The organism is Nocardioides sp. F233 (genome assembly GCF_057813895.1).
Genome location: NZ_JBVASH010000001.1, coordinates 111,704 through 124,317, shown reverse-complemented (window position 1 = coordinate 124,317; position 12,614 = coordinate 111,704). Strand labels below are relative to the sequence as shown.

The 12,614-nt window shown below is 71.8% G+C and carries 12 protein-coding genes; 7 read left to right on the top strand and 5 right to left on the bottom strand.

The window, feature by feature from the left end; genetic code table 11:
- Positions 1-3: 3 nt before the first annotated feature.
- A complete protein-coding gene (locus tag ACZYRU_RS00640) occupies positions 4-1,542 on the bottom strand; it encodes an amino acid permease (RefSeq protein WP_488955139.1) in 1,539 nt (512 codons plus the stop codon).
- A 94-nt stretch (positions 1,543-1,636) separates the two neighbouring features.
- Positions 1,637-2,836 carry an MFS transporter gene (locus ACZYRU_RS00635; RefSeq protein WP_488955138.1) on the bottom strand — a complete coding sequence of 400 codons (1,200 nt, stop codon included), beginning with the start codon at positions 2,834-2,836 and terminating at the stop codon, positions 1,637-1,639.
- A gap of 67 nt (positions 2,837-2,903) precedes the next feature.
- On the opposite strand from ACZYRU_RS00635, the gene ACZYRU_RS00630 reads away from it, so the two are divergent.
- From ACZYRU_RS00630 to ACZYRU_RS00610, 5 genes are read left to right on the top strand one after another with little or no spacing between them, the layout of a single operon-like run.
- Positions 2,904-3,374 (top strand): DUF2231 domain-containing protein, encoded by a 471-nt coding sequence (locus ACZYRU_RS00630; RefSeq protein WP_488955137.1) that lies wholly within the window; start codon positions 2,904-2,906, stop codon positions 3,372-3,374.
- Positions 3,375-3,388: 14 nt separating this feature from the next.
- A complete protein-coding gene (locus ACZYRU_RS00625) occupies positions 3,389-4,405 on the top strand; it encodes a nitronate monooxygenase (protein WP_488955136.1) in 1,017 nt (338 codons plus the stop codon).
- A gap of 46 nt (positions 4,406-4,451) precedes the next feature.
- On the top strand, positions 4,452-5,102 hold the full coding sequence (locus tag ACZYRU_RS00620; protein ID WP_488955135.1) for an LbetaH domain-containing protein: 651 nt from the start codon (positions 4,452-4,454) through the stop codon (positions 5,100-5,102).
- A complete protein-coding gene (locus ACZYRU_RS00615) occupies positions 5,092-6,222 on the top strand; it encodes an aminotransferase class I/II-fold pyridoxal phosphate-dependent enzyme (protein WP_488955134.1) in 1,131 nt (376 codons plus the stop codon). Before ACZYRU_RS00620 ends, ACZYRU_RS00615 begins: the two co-directional genes overlap by 11 nt.
- 5 nt (positions 6,223-6,227) lie before the next feature.
- Positions 6,228-7,367, top strand: a complete 1,140-nt coding sequence (locus ACZYRU_RS00610; protein ID WP_488955133.1) for a glycosyltransferase — start codon at positions 6,228-6,230, stop codon at positions 7,365-7,367.
- Here ACZYRU_RS00610 and ACZYRU_RS00605 read toward each other — a convergent pair.
- The 3 genes from ACZYRU_RS00605 to ACZYRU_RS00595 are packed head-to-tail and all read right to left on the bottom strand — an operon-like array spanning position 7,364 to position 9,657.
- Positions 7,364-8,155: a class I SAM-dependent methyltransferase gene (locus ACZYRU_RS00605; RefSeq protein ID WP_488955132.1), complete on the bottom strand. Its 792-nt coding sequence runs from the start codon at positions 8,153-8,155 to the stop codon at positions 7,364-7,366. The two genes, ACZYRU_RS00610 and ACZYRU_RS00605, sit on opposite strands and share 4 nt — an antisense overlap.
- Positions 8,156-8,171: 16 nt before the next feature.
- Complete coding sequence (locus ACZYRU_RS00600) at positions 8,172-8,681, bottom strand: mycothiol transferase (RefSeq protein WP_488955131.1); 510 nt, start codon at positions 8,679-8,681, stop codon at positions 8,172-8,174.
- A 37-nt stretch (positions 8,682-8,718) separates the two neighbouring features.
- The gene (locus tag ACZYRU_RS00595; protein WP_488955130.1) at positions 8,719-9,657 is read right to left on the bottom strand and encodes a TauD/TfdA dioxygenase family protein; all 939 of its coding nucleotides are present in this window, start codon (positions 9,655-9,657) and stop codon (positions 8,719-8,721) included.
- 203 nt (positions 9,658-9,860) lie between these two features.
- Between ACZYRU_RS00595 and ACZYRU_RS00590 the strand changes: the two genes are divergently transcribed.
- The gene (locus ACZYRU_RS00590; protein WP_488955129.1) at positions 9,861-10,946 is read left to right on the top strand and encodes a helix-turn-helix domain-containing protein; all 1,086 of its coding nucleotides are present in this window, start codon (positions 9,861-9,863) and stop codon (positions 10,944-10,946) included.
- Between the two features lie 80 nt (positions 10,947-11,026).
- Positions 11,027-12,613 carry an ABC transporter substrate-binding protein gene (locus ACZYRU_RS00585; protein WP_488955128.1) on the top strand — a complete coding sequence of 529 codons (1,587 nt, stop codon included), beginning with the start codon at positions 11,027-11,029 and terminating at the stop codon, positions 12,611-12,613.
- Position 12,614 lies beyond the last annotated feature (1 nt).

The window sequence follows — 12,614 nt, the reverse complement described above, 5'->3', positions numbered from 1 at the left end:
TCCTCATCCCTCGGCCCCCTCGACGTTGCCGCCCATCGGGAACGGCTCCTCGTCGACGTACCGCGGTCCGTCGTTGGTCCACACCGACTGCATCCGCCCGCCGGTGTCGGCCGCGACCTTCGGGCGGACCACGATCCAGCCGATCCACAGCACCAGCGCGATGACGGGGATGCCGATCACGACGACGAGGAAGGTCGTCTTGTGCCAGAAGTACGGCGAGCTCTGCCACCCGGACACGGCGAGCCCGACGATCACCAGGGCCAGGAAGACCAGCCCGACGATCGACGTCCATGGCGACCAGGGCGCCTGGAACGGACTGGGTGGGACCACGCCGCGGTCGGAGAGCTGCCGCAGCCGGATCTGGCACAGGAAGATCGAGGCCCAGGTGAAGACCACGCCGATCGCGGCCGCCTCCAGCGCGATCTCGAAGGCGTCGGGAGCCAGCGCGTTGAGGAGGGCACCGAAGACGTAGACGATCGACGTCATGGCGATCCCTGCCCACGGCACGCCGGACTCGCTCATCTTGAGCGTGAAGGCCGGCGCCTGCTTGGACATGCCGAGGCTGCGCAGCACCCGACCGGTCGAGTAGAGACCGGAGTTCAGGCTGGACATGGCTGCGACGATCAGGATCACCTGGATCGCGGCGCCCATCCAGTCCAGCCCGAGCCGGTCGAAGACGGTGACGAACGGGCTGATGCCGGGCTTGAACTCCGAGGTCGGCAGCATGCAGACGAGCAGCAGGATCGAGCCGCAGTAGAAGACCGCGATCCGCATGATGACGGCGTTGACGGCCTTCGGCACCTCACGCTGGGCGTCCTCCATCTCGCCGGCGGCGACGCCGACCATCTCGATCGCGGCGTACGCGAACACGACGCCGGACATGACCAGGATCGGGCCGTACCAGTAGAACCCGTCCGAGGCCGGCCAGAACCCGCCCGGGTTGCTCCACAGGTTGGAGACGCCGGCCTCGTGGCCGCCGATGTCGAAGGTGCCGATCACGACGACCAGGCCGACGACGAGGAAGACGACGATCGCGGTGACCTTGAGGATCGCGGCCCAGAACTCGAACTCGCCGAAGGCCCGGGCCGAGAGCAGGTTGATCGCGAGCACGACCGCGAGCGCGACCAGCACCGTCGCCCAGGCGGGCAGGTTCGGGAACCAGTACTGCATGTAGAGCCCGACCGCCGAGAGCTCGGCGATGCCGGTGAGCGCCCAGTTGAGCCAGTACATCCAGCCGGTGACGTACGCCGCCGCCTCGCCGTAGAACTCCCGCATGTAGGACACGAACGCACCCGACGTCGCGCGGTGCAGCACCAGCTCGCCGAGGGCCCGCATCAGGAAGTAGGCGATGACGCCGACGAACGCGTAGCTGAACAACAGTGCCGGACCGGTGCTGTGCAGCCTGCTGGCCGAGCCGAGGAACAGCCCGGTGCCGATGGCGCCACCGATCGCGATCATCTGGACGTGCCGGCGGCCGAGTGTCTGCTTGTACCCGACCTGCTCCGCGTCGAGCGCCGACTGCGCGCCACTCACCTGGGTCATCCGCGCCCTCCTTGGTCCGTGTCGGCCCCCGAGTGGGCCGGCACACGATCCGCGTCTGGGCATCGTGCACCCGTCGGGGGTGCGGTGACCAGTACTACCGATGGTCGGGCGTGTTGCCGGCGACGACCGCCAGCGCGGCACCGACCAGGCCGAGAGCGGCGAGGACGACGAAGAGCCCGGTCACGCTGCCCGTCGCGGCGATGACGGCGGCACCGAAGGCGGGGGAGAGCGCGGCGGCGACGCCGACGGGTGCGTTGTAGACGCCGTTGAGCGCCGCGTACCGCTCCGGTCCCCAGTGGTCGCTGACCACGGTCGCGCCGACGAGGGTGAACAGGCCCCGGGCGGCGCCGGCCAGCACGGCGATCACGATGAGGAGCGGCACCGGCCCGGGCACCAGGGCCAGGGCGAGGACCATCGCCGCCAGCAGCACCATCACCAGCGCTGCCCGGGTATTGGTGGGGAGGCGGCGCTCGAGCGCGGCGTACAGCAGCCGGCCGACGACCTGGCCGGCGCCGCTGAGCCCGAGCGCCCACGCGGCCAGCTGGACGCTCATCCCGCGGTCGAGGAGCAGCGGCACCAGGTGGACCAGCGAGGCGAACATGACCAGCGTGGTCAGCGCGCCGGACGCGGCCACCAGCACGAACGTGCGGCTGGCCAGGATCTCGCGGTCGGTGCGGGAGCGCTCGTGGGTGCCGTGCTCGACGGTGGCGGCGTGCCAGGGCAGACGCAGCACCAGCGCATGGGCCGGCCCGGTCACGACGAGCATGATCGCGCCGAGCACGACGTACGTCGCCCGCCAGCCCCACTCGGCGTCGAGGAACGCGATCAGCGGCGCGAAGATGGTCGAGGAGAAGGCAGCGGCCAGGGTCAGGGTGGTGATGGCGCGGACCCGATGGTCGCCGTACCACTGGGTGAGGGCGGCGAACGCCGGCGGGTAGAACGTGCCGGCACCGGCCGCGCCCGCGACCAGCCAGCCGAGCGTGAACACCAGCAGGTTCGGCGCTGCGGCGATCACCACCACGCCGAGCGCGCCGAGCAGGCTGCCGGCGGTCATCACGACCCGCGGGCCACGGCGCTGGATGACCCGGCCGGCCAGCACACCCGCGAACGCGCCGGCCAGGCTGCCCGCCGAGAAGACCGAGGTGACGGCGGCCGTGGACCAGCCGGTGTCGGCACTGATGCCCGGCGCGAGAACGGTGAACGAGTAGTAGAGGACGCCGTACGCGACGGTGACCGTGACGCACAGCGTGACCAGGACGCCGCGGGCGCACGGGTCCACGGTGCTCTCGCTCATCTCCCGGCCATTCTCGGGCACGCGCGCAGTCAGGTTGTCGTCAGGTCCGGTCCGGCACGCTGCCGGCATGTTCGACCTGGTCAACGGCCTGCCCCTCCACCCGCTCGTCGTCCACGCCGTCGTGGTCCTGCTGCCGATCGCCGTCCTCGGCACGATCGCCATCGCCCTACGCCCCGCCTGGCGGGAGCGGTACGGCGTCCTCGTCGTCGGCACCGTCCTCGTCGCGGCCGTGCTGGTCCCGGTCGCGACGTCGAGCGGTGAGGCGCTCGAGAAGCACGTCGGGGACCCGGGTCGCCACGCCGCACTGGGCGACCAGCTGATCTGGTTCGCGATCCCGCTGCTGCTGCTCGCGGCCGCCCTGACCTGGCTCCACCGGCGCGACGCCGGCGCCACCGTGCTGAAGGGTGTCGCCGCGCTCGCCGTCGTGGCGGCGCTGGCGACGGCGGTGCAGGTGTACCGGGTCGGCGACTCGGGTGCCCGCGCGGCGTGGGGCGACCAGGTGTCGTCGTCGGCCACTCCCGGTGGTTCCGGGCACTGAGCCACGATGGAGTCGTGACGCTGCTCGACTCCGCCCTCCCCCTCGCCGCGGCCCCGATGGCCGGCGGCCCCTCCACACCGGCGCTCGCAGCGGCCGTGACCGCCGCGGGCGGGTTCGCCTTCCTGCCCGCGGGCTACCTGTCGGCGGAGGCGTTCGCCGACGACCTGGCAGCCGCGCACGCGACCGGCACGCCCTTCGGGGTGAACCTGTTCGTGCCACAGCCGGGCGCGATCGAGCCGCATGCCTACCGGGCCTACCGGGAGGCCGTCCGACCCGACGCGGAGGCCCTCGGCGTCGACCTCCCCACCGAGCCGCGGCACGACGACGACGCGTGGCGGGAGAAGGTCGCTCTCCTCGTGGCCGCCCCCGTGCCCGTGGTGTCGCTGACCTTCGGGCTCCCCGACCGCGCCGACATCGCCGTGCTGCGGGCCGCCGGTTCGCGAGTCCTCGCGACGGTGACCACGCCGGAGGAGGCCCGTGCCGCCGAGGACGCCGGGGTCGACGGGCTGGTCGTCCAGGGTCCCGCGGCAGGTGGGCACAGCGGCACCTTCGACCCGCGCCGCACGATCACCGACGCCGCCACGGCGGACGTCGTGCGCGCAGTGGCCGGCGTGACCCGGCTGCCGCTCGTCGCGGCCGGTGGGGTGGCCGGGTCGGCCGACGTACGTGACCTGGTGGCGGCCGGCGCCGAGGCGGTCGCCGCCGGCACCGTGCTGCTCCGCGCCACCGAGGCCGGCACGACACCGACGCACCGAGCCGCGCTCGCCGACCCGGCGTTCACGACGACCGTGGTCACCCATGCCTTCACCGGCCGGCCGGCGCGGGCACTGCGCAACGGGTTCGCGGAGCGGCACCACGCGGACGCGCCGTACGGCTACCCGGAGCTGCACCACCTCACCCGCGACCTGCGCCGGACCGCCGCCCGCACGGGCGATCCGCACCGGCTGCACCTGTGGGCGGGGACCGGCTGGCGCAGCGCCGAGGAGCGGCCCGCCGGGGAGATCGTCCGGGAGCTGACGGTCGGCCTGTGAGACCCCGGTAGTGTCGCCCGCGCAGGATCACGGAGGGGGAAACGGGTTGGAGCACAGGCGCGCGACGGAGGAACGGGCCATCGGCCTGCTCGGCGCGGGCGCGCAGGCGCGGGAGATCCGGTCCTACCTCACGACGGAGTCCGTGGCGTTCGTCGCCGTGAGTGCGGGGTACGACGTCGCCGGCTCCTGGCGGCGGATCGACATCGATGCCCCGTCCGCCGAGGATCGCGCGATGCCGGTCGTCGCTGCGGTGGGCCCGCCCGCGGTGCGCCGGGCCCTGGTCGGCGCGTGGCCGGGGACGACGTACGCGACCGTCGTGGGAACGCAGACCTGGATCGCCGGCGACTGCGAGCTCGGCGCCGGCACCGTCGTCGCTCCCGGCGCCGTCATCACCACCGGTGTGCGCCTCGGCGAGCACAACCTGGTCAACGTAGGGGCGAGCGTCAGCCACGACGTCCGCACCGGCGCCTTCGCCACGATCGGTCCCGGCGCCCGGATCGCCGGCAACGTCACCCTCGGCGACGGCGTCTTCATCGGGGTCGGTGCCACTGTCTCCGACGGAGTGACGATCGCCGACGGAGTCGTGGTCGGAGCGGGCGCGGTCGTGCTCGAGGACGTCCCGCAGCCGAACGCCGTCGTCGTCGGTGTGCCCGCGCGCACCGTCCGGGTCCGGGAGGAGTGGCTCGATGCCCTCTGAGCCCCCGATCCCGTTCATCCGCCCGGCCTTCCCGGCGCCCGCAGCCGTGGCCGCTGCCTACGAGAAGATCGTCGAGGCCAACTGGTACACGAACTTCGGGCCGGTCGAGCGCCGCTTCAGCGCCGCACTCGCGGCGTACGTCGGCCAGGACGTCACCGCCACCACGGCTGCCAACGCGACGCTCGCCCTGATCGCGGCCCTCGAGTGCACGGTCGGTCACGGCGACGGGACCGGCGAGATCCTGGTCCCCTCCTTCACCTTCGTGGCCGCGGCCCAGGCCGTCACGTGGTCGGGGCACGTCCCCCGCTTCGTCGACATCTCCCCCGAGACCTGGCAACCGGACGTGCGGCACGCCCGCGAGCTCGCCACGTCCGGGCGCCGGCCGCCGCGAGGGATCCTGCTCGCCAACGTGTTCGGCGTCGGCAACCCCGACGTCGCCGACTGGGAGGCGCTGGCCGCCGAGCTCGGCGTCCCGCTCGTCATCGACTCGGCCGCGGGCTTCGGCTCCTGGTACCCGAACGGAGAGCGGCTCGGCGCTCGCGGCACCTGCGAGGTCTTCTCGATGCACGCCACGAAGCCGTTCGGTGTGGGCGAGGGAGCGATCATCACGACGCGGGACGCCGACCTGGCGCGGCGGATCGAGCGCTTCGAGAACTTCGGCTTCGACGCCACCCGCGAGAGCGTCGTCCTCGCTCTCAACGCCAAGCTGCCCGAGCTGTCGGCGGCGATCGGGCTGCTCCAGCTGGAGGGCCTCGATGCCCGCCTCGACGGTCGCCGCGAGGTCCATGCCCGCTACCGCGAGGCTCTCGGCGAGCGCTACTCCTTCCAGGTGAACGCGGACCAGTCGACGCTCGGTTTCGCGAGCCTGGCCGCGCCGGACAGTGCTGCCAAGCAGGCCACGCTGGCGCGGTTGGCGGCCGCTGGCGTCGATGCCCGCGACTACTACAACCCGCCCGTGCACCGGCAGCGGCTCCACCGCACCGCCGGCGGGGACACCGACCTGCCGCACCTGCCGGTCACCGACGACCTGTGCGCCCGGATCGTGTCCGTGCCGATCCACGACGCCATGGCCCCCGCGGACATCGAGCGTGTCATCACCGCGCTGCGTGAGAAGGACTGAGCACCGTGCCCGGCAGCCCCGCCACCCCGCCCCGGGTCAGCGTCGTCGTGATCACCTACAACCACGAGCAGTTCGTGCGCGAGACGCTCGAGACGATCCTGTCGCAGGCGGCTCCGTTCCCCTTCGAGGTCGTCGTCGCGGACGACGCCTCCACCGACGGGACCGCGGCCATCATCCGCGAGCTCGCCGCGCAGCACCCGGACGTGCTCGTCCCGGTCCTGCGGGAGGACAACATCGGGATCCACGCCAACCTGGTCGACGCGATGAACCGCGCCACCGGGGAGTACCTCGCCCTGTGCGAGGGCGACGACTACTGGATCGACGACCAGAAGCTGGCCCGCCAGGTCACGCTCCTCGACGCCGCCCCCGACGCGACGGTCTGCTTCCACCCGGTCCGGGTGGTCTGGGACGACGACTCGGCGGAGCCGAGCATCTTCCCCTCGCCCGAGCGGCTCGCGGAGCCCACCCTGGCCGCGCTGGTGGAGGACAACTTCATCCAGACCAACTCCGTCGTCTACCGGCGCCGGGACGGGTACGACGACGTGCCGGCCGTGATGCCCCTGGACTGGTACCTCCACGTGCTGCACGCCTCGTCCGGGAGGATCCTGGTCGACCCGGAGGTCATGTCCGTGTACCGCCGCCACGCCGGAGGCGTGTGGTCCGACAGCGTCACCGCGCCCCTGCAGTTCTGGCAGAAGCAGGCGGCGGGGCACGCCGCGGCCATCGAGGGAGCCGCCGGGCTCGTGGCCGGGATCCCCGGGACCGACGAGGCGCTGGCCCGGCACGCGGGCCGCATCCTCGGCAGCGTGAGCGCCGCCGACAGCCAGGATCCCGGGGTCGGGCTGCTCCGCGAGACCGTCGAAGCCCACCCGCTGTGGGCGACCCTCGGTATCCGCGGCCAGGCCGCCGGTCGGGCCGCGGACCGTGCGGCGCTCGTCGACGCGCAGGAACTCGGGACCCTGCTGAGCCGGGACGTCGGCATCCTCCGCGAGAAGCTCGACCAGCGCACGGCGAAGGTCCTGGAGCTGCGGGGCCGGGTCAAGGAGCTCAAGCGCCGCCTGAGCCGGCTTGAGGACGAGCGGGCTACGGCCGCACCGACCCCCCGGGGCGGTCGGCTGCTCCGGCGCCTCGGGATCCGGCGCTAAGCCGGCTTCGTCACGACGTACAGCACCGACCGCGGCGCCAGTGCGTGCCGCACCATCCGGTGCAGTCCGAGCGCGCGCCAGCCGAGCTGCTCGACCTGGAAGCCGCCGGCGGTGAGGTTGCGGACGAAGGTGCTCCGGTCGTAGAGCCGCACGTGGTCGTCCTGCACGAAGCGGCGCCAGCGCTCGGAGACATCGGTCTCGGTGACGTCCTCGTCGAAGGAGCCCTCGGGTGCGATCGGCACCATGACGATGCCGTGGCCGCCGGGCGCGAGGATCCGGTGGAGCTCGCTGATCGCGTCGGCATCGCTGGAGACGTGCTCGAGGACGTGGGAGCAGATGAACACGTCGAAGGAGGCGTCCGGGTAGCCCTTCATGTCGGTGATGTCGACGACGTCGTCGACATCGGGCATGAACAGGTCGGCGCTGCGGTAGTCGACGTCGAGCCGTTCCCGCAGCCGGGCCTCGAGCGGGCGGGACGGGGCGAACTCGAGCACGCGGCGCCGTGGGCCTCGCGACAGGAACCGCTCGAACCAGAGCAGGTAGAGGCGGTCACGGTCGGACGAGCCGCACTCCTGGCACTGGTAGTAGGTCGCATTCAGCGTCTCGAAGTCGGCGACCCGGTACTTGCTGCCGTGCGCGGCCAGTGTCGTGTCGAGATCGGCGGTGATGTCCGAGAACCGGCTCCGCTTCCCGCACACGTTGCACTGCCGGCGCCGCGGGTCCAGCAGACCTCCGCGGACGTGGACCACCTTCGACGCCGCGCGTCGCGCTGCGATCTTCGCCCTCATCCCTGCACCTCCGGGGTCAGACCCTACCCAGCAGCAACCCCTTCACGTACGCCGCCTGCCCGGCGTGCTGCGCGCAGTCGTCGACCACGCTGACCAGCCGGACACCGAGCGTGACGGGCGGGTCCCAGCGGGTGTCGACGACCCGGTCGAGGTCGTCGGCGCTCAGCGCGCCGACGAAGCCGAGGGTGCGGGCGTGGGTGGCGCGGTAGTAGTCGAGCAGCAGCCCGGCCGGGGCGACGACCAACCCGACCTGCTCGCTGGAGTGGCCGTAGCCGATGTCGCGCGGGTCGAGCGGCAGGCCGAACCGGTCGGCGTACCCGTCGTCGGTCCAGACCTGGCCGGTCCCGGCGACGTGGGCCACGTGGTCGTCCTGCACCCGGGTCAGGTGCCAGACCAGCCACGCGATGCTGTTGGCGTCCGGCCCCGGGCGCTGGACGAGGAGCGCGTCGTCGGCGCCGTCGAGGACCGTCTCGACGACGCCGAGGACGCGGGAGAGCGAGTCGGTCAGCAGCTCGGCAGGAGTCATGCCACCGACGCTACGCCCGCGCGCCGACGCGCGGCAGTCAGTGGATGAGCTCGTCGAGCCGGTTGTAGACGTCGGCCGATCCCTTGAGCACGCGGCTCTCGCGGCCGTCGATCGACACCGGGACCGGGCCCTGCACAGTGATCCGGCGGACCTCGCGCAGCTGGGTGTCGAAGTCGGCGGTGGCGTAGTGCTGGGTGGCGCGGTTGTCCCAGATCGCGACGTCTGCCTGCTCCCACGTCCAGCGCACGGTGTTCTCGAGCTTGGTCACCCGGTCCTGGAGCAGGTTGAACAGGGTCGAGGACTCCTTGGTGTTGAAGCCGACGAAGTTCTTCACGAAGTGCCCGAGCAGCAGGGAGCGCTCGCCGGTCTCCGGGTGGATCCGCACCACCGGGTGCTCGGTCTGGTAGACGGTCGAGGCGAACTCGGCCCGGCTGAACTGGGTGTTCGCCTCGCCCTCCTCGGTGTAGTGATTGGCGTAGTCGTAGTCGTTGGTGTGCACGGCCCACAGGTCGTCGACGAGGGCCTTGAGCTGCGGCGGAAGGGTGTCGTACGCCGTCACCGTGTTGGCCCAGACCGTGCTGCCGCCGTACGCCGGGATGGTCACGCCGCGCAGGATCGAGAACGCCGGCACCCGGTCGACGAAGGTGACGTCGGTGTGCCAGGAGTTCGCCGCCATGCCCTGGGTGGCCTTGAGCGCGAGCACCCGCGCACTGCCGGTGTTGACGGTCGGGTGGGCCGTGGTGAGCGGCCCGAGCAGCTCGCCGAACGCGATCTGTCCGTCGTCGTCGAGGTGGTCCTGGCCGCGGAAGAAGACGACCTTGTGCTCGTTGAGAGCCGCCCGGATCTCGGCGACGGTCTCCGGCGCGAGGTCGGCGCCGAGGCGTACGCCGTCGATCCGGGCGCCGATCCGGCTGCCCAGCTTGCTCACCGTGATGGTCGTGGGAGCGGCGGTCTCGCGGTCGAGGCTGATGGTCATGAGGGCGTCCTTCGGGTCGCTGGGGAATCGAACGAGGCCCAACGGTGGGGAGGAAACCCGCGCCGGACAAGGCTTTCGCTCACCGTGAGCCGAACCCGCCCGGATCCCGGGACACGGTTGCGCCGCACCCTCCGTCGTGTTCTACAGTTTGTCGAGTAGGTTGATAGACATTACAGATCGGCGACCGGAACAGGAGGCACGGCATGACGCGCTCACCGATCATCACCGTGTCCCGGGGCCGGTTCAGCTCCACGGCGACCCAGGTGCTCGAGCAGGTCCGCACCGCGGGCCGCGCCTCACGCGACGAGATCGCCGCCGCCACGGGCCTGAGCATCGCCACCGTCGGCCGCACCGCCGCGCTCCTCGTCGAGCGCGGCCTGCTCCGCGAGCGGCCCGACCTGGCCCGGCCCGGCGCCACCGGACGGCCCGGCGTGCCGGTCGAGATCGACGCCGACCACTACGTCACGATCGGCGTCCACGTCGGGCGCCGGATCGCCACGGTCGCGCTCGGCGACCTCACCGGACGGGTCCTCGCCTCGGCGACGGTACGACGCCCGCTCGGCACCGAGCCCGACCTCGAGCAGCTCAGCCGGGAGGCCGCCACCCTGCTCGGCTCCCACCCCGGCCGGGTGCCCCTGGCCGCCGGGCTGGTCTCACCCTGGCGGGAGATCGGCCTGGTCCCCACCGAGCGCGAGGCCGAGCTGCACGAGCTCACCGGGCTCCCGGTCCGCACCGGTGACCACATCTCCGCGGTGGCGGCTGCCGAGTTCCTGCACCGCCGGCACGGTCGCAGCGGGACCGGCGGCCTGACCCTCTACCTCTACGCCCGCGACACCTTCGGCTGGTCGGTCGCGGTCGACCGCGGCGTGCAGACCGACGTCACCAGGGCGGCGAGCCTGACCCACTTCCCCACCGGTGCGGACGTCCCGTGCACCTGCGGTCGCTCCGGCTGCCTGGCGGCGGCGGTCGACGTACTTCCTGCCGTGGAGCGGGCCCGCACCCTCGGCGCGATGGCCGGCTCGGTGCGGGACATGCTCTCCCCCGACCAGGTGGTCCTGGTCGGCCAGGCCTTCACCGGCGACCCGGGCCTGCTCGACGTCATCGTCACGGCCTACGAGGAGCACACCGCCCTCGACCACCGGGTCCCCGTGTCGTTCACCCGCTTCGGCAGCGACATCCAGGCGATCAGCGCCTGCACCGTCGCCCTCGGTCCCGTCCTCGACGACCCGCTCGGCTGTGTCGAGCTCACCGGTGTCGAGGCGGACGGCGCGTGTCGACCCGGCGCCTGACCACCCGGTCTCGAGACGGTCGCTGCGCGACCTCCTCGACCACCGAATCACCCTCCCGCACCCCTGCGAAAGGAACACCTGTGTCCAGCTCTGCCCCCGCGCACCCGCGCCGACGACTCCGACGCCTGGCGGCCGCACTGCTCGCCTCGACCACCCTGCTGGCGGCCACGGCGTGCTCGTCGGCCGTCGACGAGCTGAAGTCCAGCTCCAGTGAGCGCCAGGAGGGCGGCACCCTGCGGGTCGGCGCACTCAACGACATCATCCCGGCGCGGATCTTCACGAACTCCAGCGACTCGATCAACCTGCTGATCGGCAGCGTCTACGACTCGCTCATCGACTACCCGCTCGACAAGCTCGAGCCCCAGCCGTCGCTGGCGACGTCGTGGGAGCTGTCGCAGGACGGCACCCAGCTCACGCTGCAGCTGCGCGACGACGTGAAGTTCCACTCCGGCCGTCCGTTCACCAGCAAGGACGTCGAGTTCAGCATCAAGACCTGGGCCGACCCGGTCTGGACGGTGCAGCTGCAGCGCACGGCCGCCGCGATCACCGGCTTCGACACCAGCGACGAGCACGCGATCACGCTGACCTTCGCGCACCCGCTCAGCAACGTCTTCGACCTGCTCGACATGCTGCCGATCATCGACAAGGACACGATCGACCAGCTGCGTGAGGGCAAGGCGTTCGTCGGCACCGGTCCGTTCGAGTTCAAGAGCTGGAGCCCGGGCGCGAAGATCAGCTTCACCCGCAACGACGACTACTGGCGCGGCAAGCCGTCGCTCGACGGCATCGACGTCAGCGTCATCCCGGACCCGCAGGCCCAGGTCGCCCAGCTGCGCGCCCACCAGCTCGACCTGATCCTCGGCGCGTCGTACCGCGACTTCGAGAGCCTCGGCAAGGACGACCAGTTCCACGTCAACCAGTGGGACGGCGCCGAGGGCCAGGTGTACGTCGGCACGAACGTGACCAACCCGGCCCTGTCCGACGTGCGCGTCCGCCAGGCGATCGCCTACGCCCTCGACCGCAAGCGCGTCGTCGACGAGGTCTTCCGGGGTGCCGGCGTCCCGATCAGCCTGCCGTGGCCGAGCTACTCGCCGGCGTACGACGAGAAGACCAACGCCACCTACGACTACGACCTCGACAAGGCCAAGGCGCTCGTCGACGAGGCGAAGGCCGACGGCGTGGCGATCCCGAAGCTCCCGCTGACCTACCCCTCGGAGAACCCGATCTACGGCGCCATCGCGCAGATCGTGCAGGCGGACCTGGCGAAGGTCGGCATCGAGGTCGAGCTCGACCCCCAGGAGCAGGCGCAGGTGATCCAGCAGCTGATCGGCGCGAAGTTCCCGGCGCTGTGGATCCTCAGCCACGGCTACGCGCACTACACGCCGTCGACGCTGGCGGTCTCGGCGTACCCGTTCAACGCCGACCACAACGCGTCGCTCTACGTCGACGAGGACTACAAGGCAGCCGCGGAGAAGGTGTGGAACCAGAAGCCCGGCGAGGTCGACCCGGCCGACTACACCGCGCTGAACGAGCAGCTGCTCAAGGGCTCGTTCCTGCTGGAGATCGCGATCACGCTGCCGCAGGACGCGAGCAGCACCCAGGTCCACGACATCGGCGAGACCAAGCGTGGCGAGCCGCTGTTCTACGACACCTACCTGACGAAGTGAG

Excerpts from the sequence above, each read along its gene's own strand:
- ACZYRU_RS00640 (WP_488955139.1), bottom strand. The coding sequence starts at position 1,542 with ATGACCCAGGTGAGTGGCGCGCAGTCGGCGCTCGACGCGGAGCAGGTC.
- ACZYRU_RS00600 (WP_488955131.1), bottom strand. The coding sequence starts at position 8,681 with ATGACTCCTGCCGAGCTGCTGACCGACTCGCTCTCCCGCGTCCTCGGC.
- ACZYRU_RS00630 (WP_488955137.1), top strand. The coding sequence starts at position 2,904 with ATGTTCGACCTGGTCAACGGCCTGCCCCTCCACCCGCTCGTCGTCCAC.
- ACZYRU_RS00590 (WP_488955129.1), top strand. The coding sequence starts at position 9,861 with ATGACGCGCTCACCGATCATCACCGTGTCCCGGGGCCGGTTCAGCTCC.
- ACZYRU_RS00595 (WP_488955130.1), bottom strand. The coding sequence starts at position 9,657 with ATGACCATCAGCCTCGACCGCGAGACCGCCGCTCCCACGACCATCACG.
- ACZYRU_RS00615 (WP_488955134.1), top strand. The coding sequence starts at position 5,092 with ATGCCCTCTGAGCCCCCGATCCCGTTCATCCGCCCGGCCTTCCCGGCG.
- ACZYRU_RS00605 (WP_488955132.1), bottom strand. The coding sequence starts at position 8,155 with ATGAGGGCGAAGATCGCAGCGCGACGCGCGGCGTCGAAGGTGGTCCAC.
- ACZYRU_RS00635 (WP_488955138.1), bottom strand. The coding sequence starts at position 2,836 with ATGAGCGAGAGCACCGTGGACCCGTGCGCCCGCGGCGTCCTGGTCACG.